The sequence below is a fragment of the Psychrobacillus vulpis genome (genome assembly GCF_006861825.1).
Taxonomy (GTDB): Bacteria; Bacillota; Bacilli; order Bacillales_A; family Planococcaceae; genus Psychrobacillus; species Psychrobacillus vulpis.
In genome coordinates, this window is the sequence record NZ_VDGI01000021.1 from 26,585 (window position 1) to 44,905 (window position 18,321).

At 36.3% G+C, this 18,321-nt stretch carries 23 protein-coding genes; 9 read left to right on the forward strand and 14 right to left on the reverse strand.

The window, feature by feature from the left end; genetic code table 11:
* The first annotated feature begins 29 nt into the window (after window positions 1-29).
* Genes FG384_RS16210 through mnhG form a run of 4 tightly spaced genes read left to right on the forward strand, consistent with a single transcriptional unit; the run spans window position 30 to window position 2,560 of the window.
* Entirely contained in the window at window positions 30-1,460 is a 1,431-nt protein-coding gene (locus FG384_RS16210) for a Na+/H+ antiporter subunit D (RefSeq protein ID WP_420849974.1), read from the forward strand.
* Window positions 1,460-1,939, forward strand: a complete 480-nt coding sequence (locus tag FG384_RS16215; protein WP_142643753.1) for a Na+/H+ antiporter subunit E — start codon at window positions 1,460-1,462, stop codon at window positions 1,937-1,939. The genes FG384_RS16210 and FG384_RS16215 overlap by 1 nt, the downstream gene beginning before the upstream one ends.
* Window positions 1,936-2,217 (forward strand): Na(+)/H(+) antiporter subunit F1, encoded by a 282-nt coding sequence (locus tag FG384_RS16220; protein WP_142643754.1) that lies wholly within the window; start codon window positions 1,936-1,938, stop codon window positions 2,215-2,217. Before FG384_RS16215 ends, FG384_RS16220 begins: the two co-directional genes overlap by 4 nt.
* The gene (gene mnhG, locus FG384_RS16225; protein WP_142643755.1) at window positions 2,201-2,560 is read left to right on the forward strand and encodes a monovalent cation/H(+) antiporter subunit G; all 360 of its coding nucleotides are present in this window, start codon (window positions 2,201-2,203) and stop codon (window positions 2,558-2,560) included. Before FG384_RS16220 ends, mnhG begins: the two co-directional genes overlap by 17 nt.
* A gap of 53 nt (window positions 2,561-2,613) precedes the next feature.
* Here mnhG and FG384_RS16230 read toward each other — a convergent pair whose 3' ends face one another.
* Both FG384_RS16230 and FG384_RS16235 read right to left on the reverse strand, forming a co-directional pair.
* Complete coding sequence (locus FG384_RS16230; protein ID WP_142643756.1) at window positions 2,614-2,841, reverse strand: hypothetical protein; 228 nt, start codon at window positions 2,839-2,841, stop codon at window positions 2,614-2,616.
* A gap of 59 nt (window positions 2,842-2,900) precedes the next feature.
* Complete coding sequence (locus tag FG384_RS16235; protein WP_142643757.1) at window positions 2,901-4,403, reverse strand: leucyl aminopeptidase; 1,503 nt, start codon at window positions 4,401-4,403, stop codon at window positions 2,901-2,903.
* Window positions 4,404-4,524: 121 nt separating this feature from the next.
* Here FG384_RS16235 and FG384_RS16240 point away from each other — a divergent pair, with 121 nt between their 5' ends.
* Complete coding sequence (locus FG384_RS16240; RefSeq protein ID WP_142643758.1) at window positions 4,525-5,001, forward strand: divergent PAP2 family protein; 477 nt, start codon at window positions 4,525-4,527, stop codon at window positions 4,999-5,001.
* 2,257 nt (window positions 5,002-7,258) lie between these two features.
* Here the strand turns inward: FG384_RS16240 and FG384_RS16245 are convergent.
* The 5 genes from FG384_RS16245 to FG384_RS16260 all read right to left on the reverse strand — a co-directional run bounded on the left by FG384_RS16245 (window position 7,259) and on the right by FG384_RS16260 (window position 10,276).
* The gene (locus FG384_RS16245; protein WP_142643759.1) at window positions 7,259-7,582 is read right to left on the reverse strand and encodes a YuiB family protein; all 324 of its coding nucleotides are present in this window, start codon (window positions 7,580-7,582) and stop codon (window positions 7,259-7,261) included.
* A gap of 95 nt (window positions 7,583-7,677) precedes the next feature.
* On the reverse strand, window positions 7,678-7,803 hold the full coding sequence (locus FG384_RS19885) for a YuiA family protein (RefSeq protein ID WP_166462467.1): 126 nt from the start codon (window positions 7,801-7,803) through the stop codon (window positions 7,678-7,680).
* 110 nt (window positions 7,804-7,913) lie between these two features.
* Window positions 7,914-8,411 carry an NUDIX domain-containing protein gene (locus FG384_RS16250; protein WP_166462468.1) on the reverse strand — a complete coding sequence of 166 codons (498 nt, stop codon included), beginning with the start codon at window positions 8,409-8,411 and terminating at the stop codon, window positions 7,914-7,916.
* 57 nt (window positions 8,412-8,468) lie between these two features.
* Window positions 8,469-9,680: an NAD(P)/FAD-dependent oxidoreductase gene (locus tag FG384_RS16255; RefSeq protein ID WP_142643761.1), complete on the reverse strand. Its 1,212-nt coding sequence runs from the start codon at window positions 9,678-9,680 to the stop codon at window positions 8,469-8,471.
* A 233-nt stretch (window positions 9,681-9,913) separates the two neighbouring features.
* Window positions 9,914-10,276 (reverse strand): HesB/IscA family protein, encoded by a 363-nt coding sequence (locus FG384_RS16260; protein WP_142643762.1) that lies wholly within the window; start codon window positions 10,274-10,276, stop codon window positions 9,914-9,916.
* Window positions 10,277-10,423: 147 nt separating this feature from the next.
* On the opposite strand from FG384_RS16260, the gene FG384_RS16265 reads away from it, so the two are divergent.
* Window positions 10,424-11,119 (forward strand): DUF2225 domain-containing protein, encoded by a 696-nt coding sequence (locus FG384_RS16265; protein WP_142643763.1) that lies wholly within the window; start codon window positions 10,424-10,426, stop codon window positions 11,117-11,119.
* 63 nt (window positions 11,120-11,182) lie between these two features.
* Here FG384_RS16265 and FG384_RS16270 read toward each other — a convergent pair whose 3' ends face one another.
* Entirely contained in the window at window positions 11,183-11,416 is a 234-nt protein-coding gene (locus FG384_RS16270) for a NifU family protein (RefSeq protein ID WP_016429002.1), read from the reverse strand.
* Window positions 11,417-11,499: 83 nt separating this feature from the next.
* Between FG384_RS16270 and FG384_RS16275 the strand changes: the two genes are divergently transcribed.
* The gene (locus FG384_RS16275) at window positions 11,500-11,832 is read left to right on the forward strand and encodes a YuzD family protein (RefSeq protein WP_142643764.1); all 333 of its coding nucleotides are present in this window, start codon (window positions 11,500-11,502) and stop codon (window positions 11,830-11,832) included.
* Window positions 11,833-12,031: 199 nt separating this feature from the next.
* Here the strand turns inward: FG384_RS16275 and FG384_RS16280 are convergent, their stop codons facing one another.
* Window positions 12,032-13,099 (reverse strand): NAD(P)/FAD-dependent oxidoreductase, encoded by a 1,068-nt coding sequence (locus tag FG384_RS16280; RefSeq protein WP_142643765.1) that lies wholly within the window; start codon window positions 13,097-13,099, stop codon window positions 12,032-12,034.
* A 127-nt stretch (window positions 13,100-13,226) separates the two neighbouring features.
* On the opposite strand from FG384_RS16280, the gene FG384_RS16285 reads away from it, so the two are divergent.
* Window positions 13,227-13,463 (forward strand): YuzB family protein, encoded by a 237-nt coding sequence (locus FG384_RS16285; RefSeq protein WP_142643766.1) that lies wholly within the window; start codon window positions 13,227-13,229, stop codon window positions 13,461-13,463.
* A gap of 221 nt (window positions 13,464-13,684) precedes the next feature.
* On the opposite strand, the gene FG384_RS16290 is transcribed toward FG384_RS16285, so the two are convergent.
* Together FG384_RS16290 and FG384_RS16295 are read right to left on the reverse strand one after the other, a co-directional pair.
* Complete coding sequence (locus FG384_RS16290; protein WP_142643767.1) at window positions 13,685-14,449, reverse strand: TIGR01457 family HAD-type hydrolase; 765 nt, start codon at window positions 14,447-14,449, stop codon at window positions 13,685-13,687.
* Complete coding sequence (locus tag FG384_RS16295) at window positions 14,436-14,897, reverse strand: DUF86 domain-containing protein (protein ID WP_142643768.1); 462 nt, start codon at window positions 14,895-14,897, stop codon at window positions 14,436-14,438. Before FG384_RS16295 ends, FG384_RS16290 begins: the two co-directional genes overlap by 14 nt.
* Before the next feature lie 84 nt (window positions 14,898-14,981).
* Between FG384_RS16295 and FG384_RS16300 the strand changes: the two genes are divergently transcribed.
* The gene (locus FG384_RS16300) at window positions 14,982-15,248 is read left to right on the forward strand and encodes a DUF3055 domain-containing protein (protein ID WP_142643769.1); all 267 of its coding nucleotides are present in this window, start codon (window positions 14,982-14,984) and stop codon (window positions 15,246-15,248) included.
* A 53-nt stretch (window positions 15,249-15,301) separates the two neighbouring features.
* Here the strand turns inward: FG384_RS16300 and FG384_RS16305 are convergent, their stop codons facing one another.
* The 3 genes from FG384_RS16305 to FG384_RS16315 all read right to left on the reverse strand — a co-directional run bounded on the left by FG384_RS16305 (window position 15,302) and on the right by FG384_RS16315 (window position 18,313).
* On the reverse strand, window positions 15,302-15,640 hold the full coding sequence (locus tag FG384_RS16305; RefSeq protein ID WP_142643770.1) for a YutD family protein: 339 nt from the start codon (window positions 15,638-15,640) through the stop codon (window positions 15,302-15,304).
* Window positions 15,641-15,654: 14 nt separating this feature from the next.
* On the reverse strand, window positions 15,655-16,590 hold the full coding sequence (lipA, locus tag FG384_RS16310) for a lipoyl synthase (RefSeq protein WP_142643771.1): 936 nt from the start codon (window positions 16,588-16,590) through the stop codon (window positions 15,655-15,657).
* Between the two features lie 151 nt (window positions 16,591-16,741).
* Window positions 16,742-18,313, reverse strand: a complete 1,572-nt coding sequence (locus FG384_RS16315; protein ID WP_142643772.1) for a Na+/H+ antiporter NhaC family protein — start codon at window positions 18,311-18,313, stop codon at window positions 16,742-16,744.
* Window positions 18,314-18,321 lie beyond the last annotated feature (8 nt).

Genomic DNA, 18,321 nt, shown 5'->3' on the forward strand with positions numbered 1-18,321 from the left:
TCATACCGTTCCTTTTTGCTACTATCTTGTTGTTTTTCCCTAAGAAAGTAAAGGCACAGCGTATAATGGTTACGATTGGACTCTTACTTTCACTTATATCAGCAATCATGCTGCTTATAAAAGTAAAAACAGACGGTGTTCAAGCTATTACTTTAGGTAGTTGGGCTCCTCCTTTCGGAATCACAATGACTTCTGATATGATTTCAGCATTATTGGTTACTTCATCTATTATTATTTCTCTATTTGTTGTTTGGTATAGTTTCACCTCTATTGGAGAAGATCGTGAGAAAGCATTTTATTACCCAGCGATCCTATTCATGTTAACGGGTGTAAATGGTGCTTTTACAACGGGTGATATTTTCAATATGTTCGTTTTCTTTGAAGTATTATTAATGTCTTCCTATGTACTGATCGTATTGGGCGGAGAAAAAGTTCAGTTAAGAGAATCTATTAAGTACATACTTGTGAATATCGTATCATCTTCCTTATTTGTTATTACAGTAGGTTACTTATATTCAGTTGTTGGAACACTTAATATGGCGGATATTTCAGTTAAACTAGCTACTATTGGACAATCTGGAATTGTTACAGTAATTGCTGTACTATTTCTCGTTGTATTTGGTATTAAAGGAGCCATTTTCCCACTGTTCTTTTGGTTACCAGGGTCATATGCAGCTCCGCCCCTACCTGTACTTACACTTTTCGGAGCATTACTGACAAAGGTAGGAGTATACGCGATTATGCGTACATATACTTTGTTCTTTACAACAGATGTTGGATTCACACATGAACTACTCATGATTCTCTCTATCATCACTATCGTCGCAGGTTGTATTGGTGCACTAGCTTATTTCGATCTAAAACAAATCATTATTTACAATATTGTAATCGCTGTTGGTGTCATCCTGTTCGGTGCATCTACTATGAATGAAAATGGAATGTTAGGTTCTGTATTTTATTTAATTCATGATATTCTAATTAAAGGTGCATTGTTCTTATTGATCGGGATTATTATTAAAATTACGGGCACTTCCGATTTGCGTAAAATGGGCGGGCTAATGAAACGTTATCCTGTTCTAGCATGGAGTTATTTAATTGCCGCATTTGGACTCGCTGGGATTCCTCCACTAAGTGGATTTGTAGGCAAGCTCCTTATTGTTCAAGGTGGATTTGAAGGAGAATATTTATGGCAAAGCATTTTCATTCTTGCTTCCAGCTTAATTGTTTTACTTTCTGCCATTCGTATATTCATCTATGCATTTTGGGGTGAAGAAAAAGGAGTAAAGGATATTAGTATAAAAACGTACCGTCATTTATTAGCTCCAACCATTTGTTTAGTTATTGTAACGGTTTTATATGGAATTGGTTCGGAGTACTTAGTTCCATTTATGACGGATGCAGCAACCGTTTTACTTGATCCTTCTGTTTACACAGATGCAGTATTTGGAGGGGTGAAATAATGGCTTTTCAAATATTATTGAATGTATTTATTGCTATAACTTGGATGTTTTTATCTGTATCCTTTAAACCAACTACCTTTATCATCGGTTATATATTAGGTTTACTTATGCTACTTATGCTTAGAAAATCTTTTAGCTCCAGATTTTATTTGGATAGAATATGGGCAGTTATTAAATTAGCTTTCTTATTTTTAAAGGAACTCACATTATCCAACTTTTCTGTTTTAATGTTGATTATTAAACCGAAGATGCCGATACGCCCTGCTATTTTCGCAATGCCAACTGTGCTTGAGAAAGATTGGGAAATAACATTGTTATCGAATCTTATTACTTTAACTCCTGGGACAATAGTAATTGACGTCTCAGATGATAATAAAACTCTTTATATACACTCAATCGATTTCGATAACGTGGATGAAGCGATTAATTCGATAAAAGAAACGTTTGAAAAAGCAATTTTGGAGGTGAGTAGGTCATGACAACGTTTCTATGGGTAATAGTTGTATTAATTGGCGTATCCCTTTTAGGCTTCTTATATCGTCTTGTGAAGGGGCCTACTACACCTGACCGAGTAATAGCATTAGATGCAATTGGGGTTGGCTTAATTGCATTAATTGGCTTAATTTCTATCCTATTCGATACAGGCTTCTTCTTAGAAGTAATACTTCTTTTAGCAGTCCTCTCTTTCATCGGAACTGTTGCGTTTTCTAAATTCACGGAGAAGGGAGAAATCATTCAACGTGACCGTAATAGCTAATATATTAATAATTGCTACAATCTCTTTTGGAACGATATTTATTTTAGTTACTGCCCTTGGATTGATTCGCCTACCGGATGCATATTCAAGAGCACATGCTGCGTCGAAAAGCGCAACGCTTGGTATCATGAGCATATTACTCGGTGTATTTTTTCATTTTTGGTTAAAAGAAGGTATTTTTAACTCCCGAATATTACTTGGAATTGTGTTTCTTTTCGTTACTGGACCAGTTGGAGGTCATATGATGGGAAGAGCAGCATATTTATCTGGTGTGAAGTTGTGGGATAAATCTGTACGAGATGATCTTGCTGAAGTAGTGAAGAAAAAAAGGGAACAACAATAAAAAGCTTTTGCAACCGCATAATTCTGCTGGTTGCATAAGCTTTTGTTTTTCTATTAATAACCTCCATAATAGTTTTGATAAGGATATGGCGGATAGTAATATGGATATGGTGGATAGTAATATGGATATGGCGGATAGGTTGGCTGTCTATAACCTCCATAACCTCCATAGCCACCTAGTGAAGAACCTAGAAGTCCCCCGACAAAGCTTCCTAGAAATGGACCTCCAAAGCCCCCAATAAAGGGACTCCTAAAAAAACCACCTCGATGAAATCTTCCCATGCTGTTCCTCCTTTCATCCCAGTGTATGCGACTTAGGAGCAACAGGCTGTGCGCTTTCCCTATTCTTCTTCCGCCATTCTTTCTATCAGCGTTGCAAGTGTACGAACCATTACACCTGTTCCACCTTTAGGTCCAAAATCATGAGAGGACTTTGTATCAGATGTTCCAGCAATATCTAAATGAATCCAAGGTGTATCCTCTACAAATTCTCCTACAAATCCTCCACCAAAGATCATATGACCATCACTTCCTGGCGAATTATTTAAATCAGCAACATCACTTTTACGAATTCGTTTTTTATCGTTTTCTGTTAACGGTAATCTCCATGTAAATTCTCCTGTTTCAAGAGATGATTCCATGAATGTTTCAAAAAACTCTTCATTATTCGTAAGAGCACCAGTTTTATCATATCCGAGTGCTGTAATGACGCCTCCAGTTAAAGTAGCAACATCGACGATGAAATTTGCTCCTTGTTGCTTCGCATAAGTCACCGAGTCTGCTAATACTAAACGGCCTTCCGCATCAGTATTTAATATTTCTATTGTTTTACCACTCATTGATGTAATAACATCATCTGGTTTAAAGGCATTACCGGAAATCATATTATCAGTTGATGCGATAACAGCAAGGACGTTTTTATTAGGTCGAAGCTCACCGATAATTTTCATCGCGCCTAATACAGCTGCTGCTCCTCCCATATCACCTTTCATACCAACAATTCCAGTTTTTGGTTTAATCGAATACCCACCAGTATCAAACGTAATCCCTTTACCAACAAGAGCCACTACATCTTCCCATTTATCAGTTGCTTGGTACTTTAATACAATTAATCTTGGTTCTTCAACAGATCCTTGGTTAACTGCAAGTAGAGCACCCATACCTAGCTCTTCTATTTCTTTCTTGCCTAATATTTCAGTTTCAAAATCATATGTACTTCCTAGTTCTCTAGCATATTCACCTAACTCTGTTGAAGTTAGAATATTTCCTGGCATATTTACTAGAGTTCTTGCTTCATTTACCGCTTCTGCATAAATAGAACCTACTTCAAAATAAGAAACAACCTCTTCTAAATCTTCCTCTGATAAAAGTTCAATTGCAGGTAAATAGTAATCAGGTAGATTCGATGAAGTTTTATATCCATCATATTTGTATGCACCCATGCCTAGCCCTTCTGCTGCCAAATAAGCTACATCAAAATCAGAAATCGACTCTGTTGTAAATGAAGGTATCCAAATAGATAATGATTCTGGCTTGCTCGCTAATAACTCTTTCCCTACAAGACCAAAAATCTCTCTTACGTTATCTTGTGTTAATTGTTTACGATCACCAATTCCAACAAAAAGAATTCGTTTTAAGTCTCCTTTTCCACTAACAGGAATTGAACTAATCTTTTTTAAGTTAGATGAAATATCTCCACTTTTCACCCATTCCGTTATTTCGTTACCAAAATACCCTAAAAATTCATTCCACTTATTTGTATTTTCCACATGCTTCGAAACACCTACAACTAGGCTTTCTGATTGAATTTCTTCAAATAACACTGCATTTGTACTTATTATCATCATTTTTCCTCCTACTAATTCGGATACAATTTTATTATATAGGAAGAAGTCGTATTTTTCGAATAGTATGAATGTGTTATACTAGACTTACTTAATGTATTTAACGAAAGTTGGTGTCTACTTGGCAATCCTCCAAAACACTCCATTAATGGCTGCACTTTTTTCTATTTTCTTTGCACAATTTGTAAAAATTCCAATACATTTTTTAATGACCAAAAAGTTAGATTGGAAATTATTCACTTCTACTGGTGGAATGCCTAGCTCCCACTCTGCTGCCGTAACATCTCTTTGTACTGCAATTGCATTTGAAACTGGGCTAGATTCTCCACTCTTTGGAGTAGCAACTGTTTTTGCTGTAATCGTTATGTTTGACGCAACAGGCGTTCGCTTTCAAGCGGGACAACAAGCAATTATTATCAATCAAATGAGGGCTGACTTTCAGATGTTCGTAGAGCAAACAAAGGGATGGGCTCATAAGAAAAACGAAGAAAAGATGAAAGAGTTAAAAACTTTACTTGGTCATAAACCTATGGAAGTGTTCATGGGTGCGCTTACCGGAATTATAATATCTATCATTATTTACACAACAATCCTATAGAAAATGGCTGACTAAATAAAGTCATTTTAGACTGAAGATAAACTCGATTTTATCTTCAGTCTTTTTTCTTATTAAATAGAATGAGGACTAATTGAGTTCGGAAAAAGCCACTCGCTTTCCGCGGACGAATCGCGAAGACTCCTCGCAACGCTGCGGTCACTGAAAAGGTGTCATTCAAATAAATTATCCATCAAATTAGTCCTAAGAGAATTTAGCGCTTTGGCATTCGCTTTCCGCGGGCGAGCGACGAGTCTCCTCCTACGCTTCGCTACGTGCGGGGTCTCGTCTGTCTCGCATTCCCGCAGGAGTCTCATGCGTCGCGCTAAATTCTTTTAAATGGAATACAGAAAATAGTTCCTATAAAAATAATAATTTTAATTTTTTCAGTGGCCTCGCGACGCTCGTGCGGTGTCTTGAACGCTCCGTTTTTCCGCAGGAGTCTCGCAGCTTTTTCCTCTACTTATTGAATCAAGGAGTGCTATCCCAGATGTCTAAAACAACCAAAATGACGCGTCTAGTTAGTTACGTCTTTTTTCTTATTAAATAGAATGAGAACTAATTGAGTTCGGAAAAAGCCACTCGCTTTCCGCGGACGAATCACCAAGCCTCCTCTTCGTTACGCTCATGCGGGGTCTTGGACGCTCCGTTTTTCCGCAGGAGTCTCGCGGCTTTTCCTCTATGTATTGAATCAGGCAACGTCCGCGGAAAGGGAGCCATTTCAACTCTTATTTATTGGAATATTGAACACCCTATCTGGTAAAGCAGAATTATAGTATCTTTTTCAGTTCCCTCCCTACGCTTGAAGCACTGAAAAGCTGTCATTTATTTTAAGAAAAATACTAGAAAATCGTTGAAAAAGGCGACACTCCTGCGGGAATAGCGTTAGTCGAAGACCCCACAGCGCAGCGAGGAGGCTGAGGCAACGCCCGCGGAAAGGGAGCCATTTCAACGATTTTCTTTTTATTGGAATATTGAACACCCTATCTGGTAAAGCAGAACTATAGTAACTTTTTCAGTTCCCCCTACGCTTGAAGCACTGAAAAGCTGTCATTTATTTTAAGAAAAATACTAGAAAATCGTTGAAAAAGGCGACACTCCTGCGGGAATAGCGTTAGTCGAAGACCCCACAGCGCAGCGAGGAGGCTGAGGCAACGCCCGCGGAAAGGGAGGCCNGAAAAGCTGTCATTTATTTTAAGAAAAATACTAGAAAATCGTTGAAAAAGGCGACACTCCTGCGGGAATAGCGTTAGTCGAAGACCCCACAGCGCAGCGAGGAGGCTGAGGCAACGCCCGCGGAAAGGGAGGCCACTGAAAAACAAAAATTCAGAAAATAAAGTCACCACTTGAGAAGTATATTTGTATCAAAATTGGCATGACGTCCCCATAAACACCCTAAAAAGTGAAGGAATTATGGGATTTCGTTTTTATTTTTTGAAAAAAAGTGACTTTTTCAGTGGCCTCCGGAAAGGGAGCCGTTTCAACTCTTATTTATTGGAATATTGAACACCCTATCTGGTAAAGCAGAATTATAGTATCTTTTTCAGTTCCCTCCCTACGCTTGAAGCACTGAAAAGCTGTCATTTATTTTAAGAAATATACTAGAAAATCGTTGAAAAAGGCGACATTCCTGCGGGATTAGCATTAGTCGAAGACCCCATCGCGCAGCGAGGAGGTTTAGGCAAAGCCCGCGGAAAGGGAGCCGTTTCAATGATTTTCTTTATGATTGGAATATTGAACACCCTATCTGGTAAAGCAGAATAATAGTAACTTTTTCAGTTCCCTCCCTACGCTTGAAGCACTGAAAAAAACTGTCATTTATTTTAAGAAAAATACTAGAAAATCGTTGAAAAAGGCGACACTCCTGCGGGATTAGCGTTAGTCGAAGACCCCACAGCGCAGCGAGGAGGCTTAGGCAACGCCCGCGGAAAGGGAGCCGTTTCACCGATTTTCTTTTTTATTAGAATATTGGACAACTACCCTATCTGGCAAAGTCATTTTTATAATTGAAAATAAGAATTCTTGAGGTGATCGAAATTGATGAGGAGAAACCAAAGTGGAACGTTTTAGTATTGATTCCGTTGTCTTAATTTAAGATGATGTTTATTCAATAAGTATTAAGGATTCTCTCAATGCGCTAAACTAAATCGCTTCTACAAATTCATGGCAGAAAAAAGTAAAAAGGCATTTGGAATGAGTTCATTCCAAATGCCTTTTTTCTTCTATCTAGGATGACTTAATGATGTCATCCTTTTTCTTATTAGAACATTTGATATCCACTTTTTCGAAGGAATTTCATCACAAAACCTGCAACGATAGCTCCAACTAAACCACTAGATAAAACAATGATGTCCGCTGCATGAAGCGAAACTATTTTATCGCCCAAAGCAGAGAAAGCCATTCCTGGTTTAGTAAAATAATCAAAAAAGGCAACTTCATCAATGATTAACACAACAACAATTGGATAAAGCATAGCCATAAACCATGTCATCCGTAGAAGCATGTTTATAAGGAAGGCGATTCCAAAAAACATAACAAAAAATATGAGAACTGAAAGTATCATTTGAACGATCATAAAATCCATAATCTATTACCTCCGTAGCATCTTTAAATAGTTTACCTTAACGGAAGTTAGTATTCAATGGACTTATTCGTTTTCACTCAATTGTCATAATAACTTCATTTTTTTCCCGAACCATTGCAGCGGTTACAAGTTTCGGATCCGCCTAATCGGAGTTGGAAATAACCTTCGCCTTTACAATATGGACAGTGATTCGAAGTTTCTTCTTTTTTCAATCTCAACATTTAAATCGCCTCCTTTTTATTAAATTTTCTTAATAATCAGATAATATATCATATAATTTATTTTTTGTAAAGAAAAAACACAAAACATTTTTTGTGTTTTAGCTTATTTATTAAAAAAATAGTTTATAGCTGTTATAACCGAATATATCCCCAGGATTAATCCCTTCGATTTTCATAAATCCACTATTCATTGTATTCTGTGCAAGTTCACGAATCATAACAGAAGCATCCTTATCTACCAATAAGTCATTTGGATGAACCCACTTCACTTCGTAAAGTTCAGATAGTTGCGCTTGTAGAATTGGTGCTTCCTCTTTTGGTGAAAGTAAAAAAATAGCCATATTATCACTAATTTTATGTTGAATTACTCCACTTCTAAATCCAATCATCTTTTGAACTGTACACACTACACCAGTTTCTTCAAGAACTTCTCTACATACCGCTTCATCTACAGTCTCATCTTTATTTACAAAACCTGCTGGAAATGACCATCGACCATGTAATCCACCGTATCTTTTTTTTACGACTAGCCATTCTCCACGATTATTTACGACAACCCCTGCTACTCCTAACCATATACTTCCCCTATCTTCTCTCGCCACTTTCATATCCCCTTTAAAAAAGCTCCCACTAATTTGTTAGTGGGAGCTAAGATCATACGATTATTATAAACTAAATTTACCTTTTTTCAATACAAGTGGAATTCCACCGATCATGTAAAGTGCACGGTTATCAATGACTTTTTTCATAATAGATGCTTTAGTTCCAGTAAGTTTTCTACCCATTACATCACCAATTGCATCATGTTCTCCAAGTGAACATACTGTACCTTTTAATGCAGGAACGAATTCTTCTGTTTCATTCCCTTTCATTAGAGCAACAATATTTTTAGCAACAGTTACTGCTTGTTGCATTGCAATTTGAGCAGTTGGAGGGTATGGACGGTTAACTTCTTCGTTGATCATAAGTGCACAGTCCCCAACGATAAATACATCTGGGAATCCAGGAGCACGCATGTCTTTTTCCACTTTTACTCGAGCACGCATGTTTTCGATACCTGATGATTCGATTAGGCGATTTCCACGAACTCCAGCAGCCCATACAACTGTTCCAGCTGTAATAAACTCGAATTCCTCTTCACCTTTTTTAATTTTTACACCCTCAGGAGTAGCTTCAACTACTGGAGTTCCAATAGAGAATTCAATACCTTTAGACTCTAATTGTCTTACTGCATACTCTACTAATTCAGGATCAAATCCAGGTAATACCATTGGAGCAGCTTCAACGCAAACTACACGAACTTTTTCTTTTGGTACATCGTATTCTTTGCAAAGTTCAGGAATACGATTTCCTAATTCACCTAAAAACTCGATTCCTGAGAATCCAGCTCCTCCAACAACAATTGTTAAGCGTGTATCGTCATGTACTTCTTCTGTTGACCACGTAGCAAATTGGTATTCGATATGATCACGAATTTGACGAGCTGCATTTACGTTTGCAATTGAAAGTGCGTATTTATCTAAGCCAGGGATTCCGAAAGTTTCTCCTTCAAATCCTAAACCGATTACTAAATAATCATATGTATACTCACCAGCACTTGTTGCAACTTTTTTCGTATTTACGTCAATTGCATCAACTGTAGCTTTCACAAATTTTACTTTGCTTGTGTTAATTACATCTTTAACATCATAACGAACTTGGTCTGGGCGTAAAGTCCCAGCAGAAGCCTCATGCAACCAAGTGGACTCGTAATGGTAGTCATTTTTGTTCACTAGAATAATATCTGCTTCATCTGTTCCTACTAATTTTTGAAGGTTCACTACAGTAGATAATCCACCGTAACCTGCACCTAATACTAGAATTGTTGGTCTTTTCACGAAGATCGCAACCACCTTTAATATATTTTTTAGAAGACCTTTATGACACAAATTATTAATCACGCAGACCTTTTACTTTTGTCTAATTTGCGACAAAAAACCTTATCTCCTATATTAGCCCTTTTAACATGCTATTTCAATACATTGTTAGCGGAATGTAAATTTTAGAATTTTGTGATAATTTTCACAAAAAAGAACGTTTTCTACTAGGAGAAAACGTTCACTAATCTCTTTTAACAACTTTCTGGTGTACCTTCTTTTTTAGCCGTTCTAAATGACGACCCACATCCGCATGAAGCAATTGCATTCGGATTATCGATTGTAAATCCGCCGCCCATTAAAGACTCTTTATAATCTATCTTAGTTCCATCTAATATAGATGCATCTTCTTTTGAAACGATAATATCTATATCATGTTGTTGGAGCTCTATATCTTCTTCCTGTTTTTCTTTTTCAAAACCCATTCCGTAAGAAAGACCGCTACATCCACCACCATTTACTGAAACACGAAGCAAAGAACCTTCTTCTCCGTTATGCACCATCATTTCTTTTATGCGGTAAGCGGCCGCTTCAGATATAATTACTATTTCCTTCATCTGAAATCACCATTCCTTCCTTTTTTATATAATATCAATGTTTTCACTATATCGACAAGAAAAACAGCTTGAATAATTACTTCGCATTCAAGAGAACGATAAAGTATAATAGAACTATGCAGGTTTAGATTGAAATGAGGTTTTATAATGGAAATATCTCCATATTATCAAAAAAGTATTGAATGTTTGCATTGCAAAAAGAAATTTATTACGACAAAAGTACGAACAAAGTATATTAAGGTAGAAAAACATGATACAGACTTTCAACCAATATATCAAAACAAAGAAGTTAATCCATTGCTCTATAATATGTTTGTATGTGAACATTGTGGCTTTTCCTTTACAGAAGAATTCACAAAATACTTTGCACCTGGTGTAAAAGAGACAATAGAAGAACAAGTCGCAAGTAAATGGATATCTCGATCTTTTGGAAACGAGCGTTCTATTCAAGAAGGAATTATTACATATAAACTCGGCATTCATTGTGGAACACTAAAGAAAGAGAAATTTGTCAATATAGCTGGACTAGCTTTACGTACTGCTTGGCTATATCGTTTACAAAATAAAGAGGTGGAAGAAAAACGATTTATGGAGATCGCACGCGATCGCTATGCAGATTCCTATTCTAATGATGATTATAGTGGAACACAAATGTCAGAAACACGTATGCTCTATTTAATAGCCGAATTATCAAGAAGAATTGGTGATATTGAATATGCTACACGATATTTTTCCAAAGTAATTGAAAAACAAAATACGTCATTAGAACCAAAAGTAGTTGAAATGGCGAAAGAACGTTGGCAAGAAATCCGAGAAAATAAAGAAAAAGAAGCCAAAGTATAATGGCTTCTTTTCATATCAAAAAATAAAGTAAATTTCTGTCTTAGTTCAGTGCTCTATTTCTAATTAAAATACTTGTTCTACTTCTACTACTCCAGGAACTTCTTCAAGAAGTGCACGTTCAATACCTGCTTTTAATGTAATTGTTGAACTTGGGCAGCTTCCACAAGCTCCTAAAAGGCGTAGTTTTACAATACCGTCTTCAATGTCAACTAGTTCACAGTCTCCACCGTCACGTAGTAAAAATGGTCGTAATTTATCTAAAACTTCTTGAACTTGTTCAGTCATTGTATCTGTCATATCTATCGACTCCTTTCGCTATAATCATTATAATCAGAAGTAAGAAAAAAATCCATTAAAGAATCTGAAGGAGACATCTAATTATGGAACAACAAGTTTTAACAATTGAAATTTATGGTGCAGACATAGTATGCGCAAGCTGTGTAAATGCTCCATCCTCTAAGGATACATACGAATGGTTGCAAGCTGCTGTCGACCGGAAATTTCCGGCTCATAAAGTAACATTTACATATATCGACATTGAGAAACCAATTGAGAATGAGAAACAACAAATGATTGCGAATCGAATTGCGGACGATGAATTTTTCTATCCACTAGTCATGATTAACGAGGAAGTAATAGGTGAAGGATATATTCAATTAAAACCAGTATATGCTGCACTCGAAAAATATGGGTATGTGACTGAAGCAGAATAATAAAAGACAAGCAGCGTGAAAGCTCTGCTTGTCTTTTTTACTTATTTAATAATTTACTAGGGTGTCTAGTGTTCATGCCTAATATCTTGAAATATAAACTAGAAAATTCTTCCAGTAATAATTTGAACAAGACAAAATCCCCCTAGCAAAATGCTAGGGGGATTTAAGTATGATTAATTTTAATCTAATCCACTTTTCCTTAACCGTTATGGCGCTTATACATCCAGAGCAAACCAGATTTCATTAATCTTGCAATACGACCTGTCACTGAGATATCTGCCAAGTAAGCAAATCCTTGTTTTTTTCCTAGAGATCCCATGAAACCTTTTAATTTAATGTCCGGCATTTTTTCTGGAAGTGGCATGTCTTTCCATCGTGCTTGTAAAACTTTTACGATTTGTTCCGCTTGTTCTTCTGCTAGTTGAGCACTAGGTGCAAATGGTAGAGAAGCACAATCACCTACGACAAATACGTTTTCAAAATTAGGTAGATCATGATATTGAGTTAAGATAACACGTCCTGTATTATCCTTTTCTCCAGGTAATGCACGTACTGGTGCGGCTGGTTGGATACCAGCTGTCCATACGACAACATCTACTGGAATAACTTCTTCATGATTATATAACTTGTTTGGTTCTACTTTTGTGATGTTTGAGTTACTTACGACTTCTACATCATTTGAATCGAACCATTTTTTCACATAATTACTTAATCGTTCTGGGAAGTCTCTCAAAACACGTGGACTACGGTCAAACAGTTTAATTTTTAAATCTGGGCGGCTTTCACGAAGTTCACTCGCTAGCTCAATCCCACTTAAGCCTGCACCAACAATTCCAACAACGGAACCTGCTGGAAGTCCCCCTATTTTGCTATACGTTTCACGTGAACGGCCAATTGTCTGAATACTGTAAGTAAATTCATCTGCTCCTGGTACACCATGGTATTTATCTTCACAGCCGAGTCCAATAACTAGATCATCATAAAGAATTGCTTTTCCATCGGCTAATAATACCTTTTTACTTTCTACATCAATTTCTAGTATTTCTCCATACGTTATCGTTAATTTATGGCTTTCCGGAAAGGCTACTCGAATTTCTTGGTCAGAAGATGTTCCAGCTGCTAACGCATAAAATTCTGTTTTTAAACTATGGAATGGTGTTCTGTCTATTAATGTGATTTCTACATCATCTGGCAAATTATTTGGCAATAAGCGAAGTAATACTCGCATATTACCGTATCCTCCACCTAGCAATACTAATTTTCGCATAATATTCTCCCTCGTCTTTCAATGTCACTTAAAATTATAAATGATTGTGATGGATTTCACAATAAGACTTCTAAATTGACGAATTAATTAAAATGGAGTAGCATGACGATGTGGTGAGGTGACAGCTATGAATCCTATGGTTGAATTTTGTATAAGCAACCTTGCAAATGGTTCTCAAGAAGCTTTTGAAATCTTAGAACAAGATCCGAATTTAGATGTACTTGAATATGGCTGTTTAAGTTATTGTTCCTTGTGCTCCGAAACTTTATTCGCAATCGTAAATGGAGATGTAGTAGAAGGTGATTCTCCAGATGATCTTGTGAAAAAAATATATGCATACATCGAAGAAAATCCTTTATTTTAAAAGACTGCGAAATAAAATTCGCAGTCTTAGGTCATAGACAAAATCAGATTTCGAAGGTGCCACTTCAGACTGTCTTGAAAACGCTTGTCAGTCGAGGCGCGCCAGTACGAGGCGGAAGCGAATAGAACTTAAGTTCATGAGCTTACAACGATGTGCAAGTAACGAAGAATGAAAGCGTTTGTCAAACAGTCTGAGACTGCGAAATAAAATTCGCAGTCTTTTTATTTGATCCATTCACTTAATGATTCTAAGAAATAAGTTGGTTGCTCTAATTGATTTCGGACGTCTTCTGTTCGAATCACGCCACTGTTTACATGAGCTGTGTGAATACCCATATGTATCCCAGTTAATATATCCGTCTGATAATTATCTCCAATCATAATCATGTCCTCTTTATCAAAACCATACTTTTTTTGAATAATTTCTAACATATATGGCTGAGGTTTCCCCATAAACATAGGTTCTATACCTGTTGAATGTTCCACAAGCTTTGTGAAAGCTCCGTTTCCTGGAACTAAGCCTCTTTCGGTAGGAAATGCATGATCACTATTTGTCGATATAAATGCTGCTCCTTCACGGATTGATATACAAGCCGTAGCTAGTTTTTCATAATTGATATGATGGTCAATTCCCATAACAACTACCTCTGCAATACCTTCCGTTCTTTTGATTTGTTTAGAATCAAGAGCATCTTCCAAGCCTTTTTCCCCTATCATAAATACAGACTTTCCTTTGAAGTGTTCATCAATATAATTTGATGCAGCAATTGATGAGGTAATAATATGCTCGGAATCTGTATGAACTCCCATATTGGCAAGCTTTTCTTGCAATTGTTTTTGAGTTTTGGAAGAATTATTTGTTACGAAAAAAGGTTCTACGCCATTTGTTTGTAGATAATTAACAAATTCTACAGCTTCTTTAATTGGGGTACTTCCCTTGTAAACTGTTCCATCTAAATCTAAAAAATATGCTTTATAATGTAACATTAGAATCCTCCGGTAAAAAAGCGGAAACCGGACCTAATTCGTTTATTAAATATGCTTCTACTTTTGGAGGAAATTGTTTTAAGATTATTATATTGGACACTAAAACATGATATAGCTTTTCATGATTCACTGATTGAAATTCACGAACAAGGTGCTTTCTAAATTCAATCACTTCTTTCAGTGGTGCATCCATTTCTTTCGTAATGACGGACTCGTCCGTTAATATATCAATAATATCTTCATAGCTGCCAGGGTCTCGCATGATAAATCCATCAATCATTGAGTTACCTACATCTATAATGGATTCGATAATATTTTGTCCAATACGTTCAAGAGCTAATTGGGATACTTGATCTTGCTCCCACTCTTTCTTACTTTCCAGAATATCCAATAAAGAATTCATATACGATAATGTAATAGTAATTTTTTTCCGATCTACAAAATACATCGAAGCGCCTCCTAATTTTGTTCAGTTGATATTTGCTTCTATTATATAGTACCATAAACGATAGTGAGGAAGGAGTGTCAACGGTTGGAACGATTTTTTTTATATGATGATGTGGAAGATACAAAAACAAGATTTGTTGGATTTACTGGAGATTCTCAACGATATGATTTAGCCATTTTACAAAGCTCTCGTTTCTTTGGAAAAGTTCTTGTTATGGATATACAATATGGACGAGCTGCAATTTTAGGTCCAGACGACTTAGAAGAACCAGGATATTTAGAGCATGTTTATAATAGAAATGAAGTAGAAGCATCAGAACTAAGAGATTACTTGAGAGAGTTATTGAACTAGTAATCGAAAGAAATGATATGTGACTAGTAGCCGAAAAAAACCTTGAGCAATGATCATGAATGATCTTGCTCAAGGTTTTCGTTTATTGGTTCAGTTATTTTTACAGATACTTCAGGAGCAATGCCTGTTTTCTTCACAAGAAAATAAGCACAACCAAAATTACAATACTCGTACAAATAGTCTTTCATCGTACTTATCTTCGTATCAAAGGTAGCTTTGTGATTACGATCTTCAAAGAAACCTTTTAAACGAAGCTGTCCGTAACCCCAATCACCCATAATATAGTCATATTTTGATAAAATTTCACTATATCGCTCTAAAAAAGCTTCTTCCTTAAACGCTTCACGGTAATCTTCTATGACTTCATACGTAAATCCTTCTGCGATAATCATTCGGTCACCATCCATTAGCTATTTTGACTAGCTAGAAGTTCCTCACCTTGCAGTTGTCTTTGTTTTGCTGCAGCATTTACTTGCTCATCCGCATGGTAACTACTTCTTACAAGCGGTCCTGCTTCACAATGTGAAAATCCTTTGCTCATTGCTATTTTACGTAATTCACCGAATTCAGCTGGTGAATAATATTTTTGTACTGGTAAATGTTTTTTCGTTGGTTGCAAATACTGACCAATAGTCATAATATCCACATTATTAGCACGAAGATCATCCATTACTTCTAAAATTTCTTCATGCGTTTCACCTAAACCTAACATTAAGGAAGATTTAGTTGGTATCGTTGGTTGCATTTCTTTAGCACGACGTAGTAATTCAAGAGAACGATCATATTTTGCTCTTGCACGAACCCTTGGTGTTAAACGACGCACTGTTTCGATATTGTGGTTTAAAATATCTGGTTTCGCATCCATGATATTTTGTATATTTTGTTCAATTCCTCCCATATCAGAAGGCAATACTTCAATAGTTGTGAATGGGTTTTTACGACGAATTGCACGAATTGTTTCAGCAAAAATTTCTGATCCACCGTCTTTTAAATCATCACGAGCTACTGCTGTCACAACCACATGTTTTAAATTCATAATAACAACAGAATCTGCTACACGTTCTGGTTCAGCCAAGTCCAATTCGTTTGGAAGTCCTGTTTTTACAGCACAGAAACGACATGCACGAGTACAAACTGCCCCTAAGATCATGAAAGTAGCCGTTCTTCTTGAACCCCAGCATTCATGAATATTTGGACATCTTGCTTCTTCACAAACTGTATGTAAATTATTCTCACGCATTAATTTTTTTAGACCTTTATAGTCTTCATTTGTATTTAACTTTATTTTTAACCAATCGGGCTTACGTTGATGTTCTGTTTTCGTTGGTTTACACGATGTCATTAATTTTCCACCCCATTCTTAATAAACTAACTACACTGTTGTCAATGTAACATATTATTTAAATTCAAACAACCTTCCAATACCACGTATATCCAGTTATTATGAAGAAAAAAGCAGGGCAAAATTATTGCCCTGCACTACTATTATTCACTCACTGAATTTCTGTTGATTGTTTTTTTCCCATAGAATTCCACACAATAAATAATCCTATTAAGATAGCTACAATTGTAACAAATCCAATCATAACAGAGCCTGTTAATCCTAATATTAAGTACCCGATTGCAGCAATGATCGCACTTATAATAGCATAAGGCAATTGAGTCATTACATGATCTATGACGTTCACACCTGCTCCAGTAGCAGACATAATCGTTGTATCCGAGATCGGGGAACAATGATCACCAAAAACTGCTCCGGCTAATACCGCTGCAAGTACCGGTAATAATAACTCCGGCTCAATCGCCATAATGATACTTGCACCGATCGGAAGTAATATTCCGAAAGATCCCCAAGAAGAACCAGTTGCAAAAGCCATAAATGCAGTTAATACAAATAATAATAATGGAACAACTCCAACTGGTATATTATTTTCAGTTACTAGTTTGGCTAAATAACTTCCCGTTTCAAGCTCATTAATCAAAAATGATAAAGACCATGCAAATATTAAGATAAATATTGCTGGAATCATCGAACTAATCCCAGAGTATAATGCTTTCCAAATAAGAGCAAAACTTGCATTCGGATTAGATTTGAATTGGCGAAGATATAATAATATAGCTAAAATAGTTGCTGATAGACCACCGATCAACAAGGACAATGGAACATCTGTATTTTCAAAAATCGTAAAAGGGTTTAATTCTTTCCCAGATAGTTGATATCCTGTCCAAAACATGGAAAACAATGTTACAACGACTAATGTTACGATTGGCAAGACTAGATCCGTTACTTTACCATACTTATTTTCCGGGAAATTTCCTTGTAATACCCCTGGATTTGGCTTATTTGGATCAAATAATTGGCCCGTTTCTCTAGCTCTCGTTTCATGTTTTTTCATTTCCAATAAATCGAATTCCGTCCATGCAATAAAAAATACAATTGCTAGACTTGCAATAACATAAAAATTCATAGGAGCCATCAACATAAATGCTTCAAGTGGTGTATGGTTGGTCACTGCATGGGTAGTAAATATAACACCTAGCTGGCTTATTAAAAATGCTCCCCAACTCGATACAGGGGAAATAACACAAACTGGAGCAGAAGTGGAATCAATAAAATAAGCTAACTTCGCACGTGATACCTTATGCGAATCTGTAATTGGTCTCGCAATTTGACCTACAGCTAATGCATTAAAATAATCATCTACAAAAATAATTATACCTAAAAATGCTGTCAATAATTTAGATCCTCGACGCGTTGTTATCCTTTTTACTGCCCAGGCTGCAAATGCAGTGCTTCCTCCAGATAAATTAACAAACGCTGTAACAACACCTAATAATAATATAAATAGTAATATATATATATTATAAGTATTTAATCCTTCTTTCCAAAAGGATACTTGAAAAGACTTCCATAACAACAGGAACGAATCAACTGGTGCGAAACTATTCACTAATAACGCAGCAGAAACAATCCCAACTCCTAGGGATAACAATACCCTTTTTGTAACAAGAACCATTATAATCGCTAATAATGGTGGTAATAAAGAATAAATAGTGTTTTCCAAAACAATTT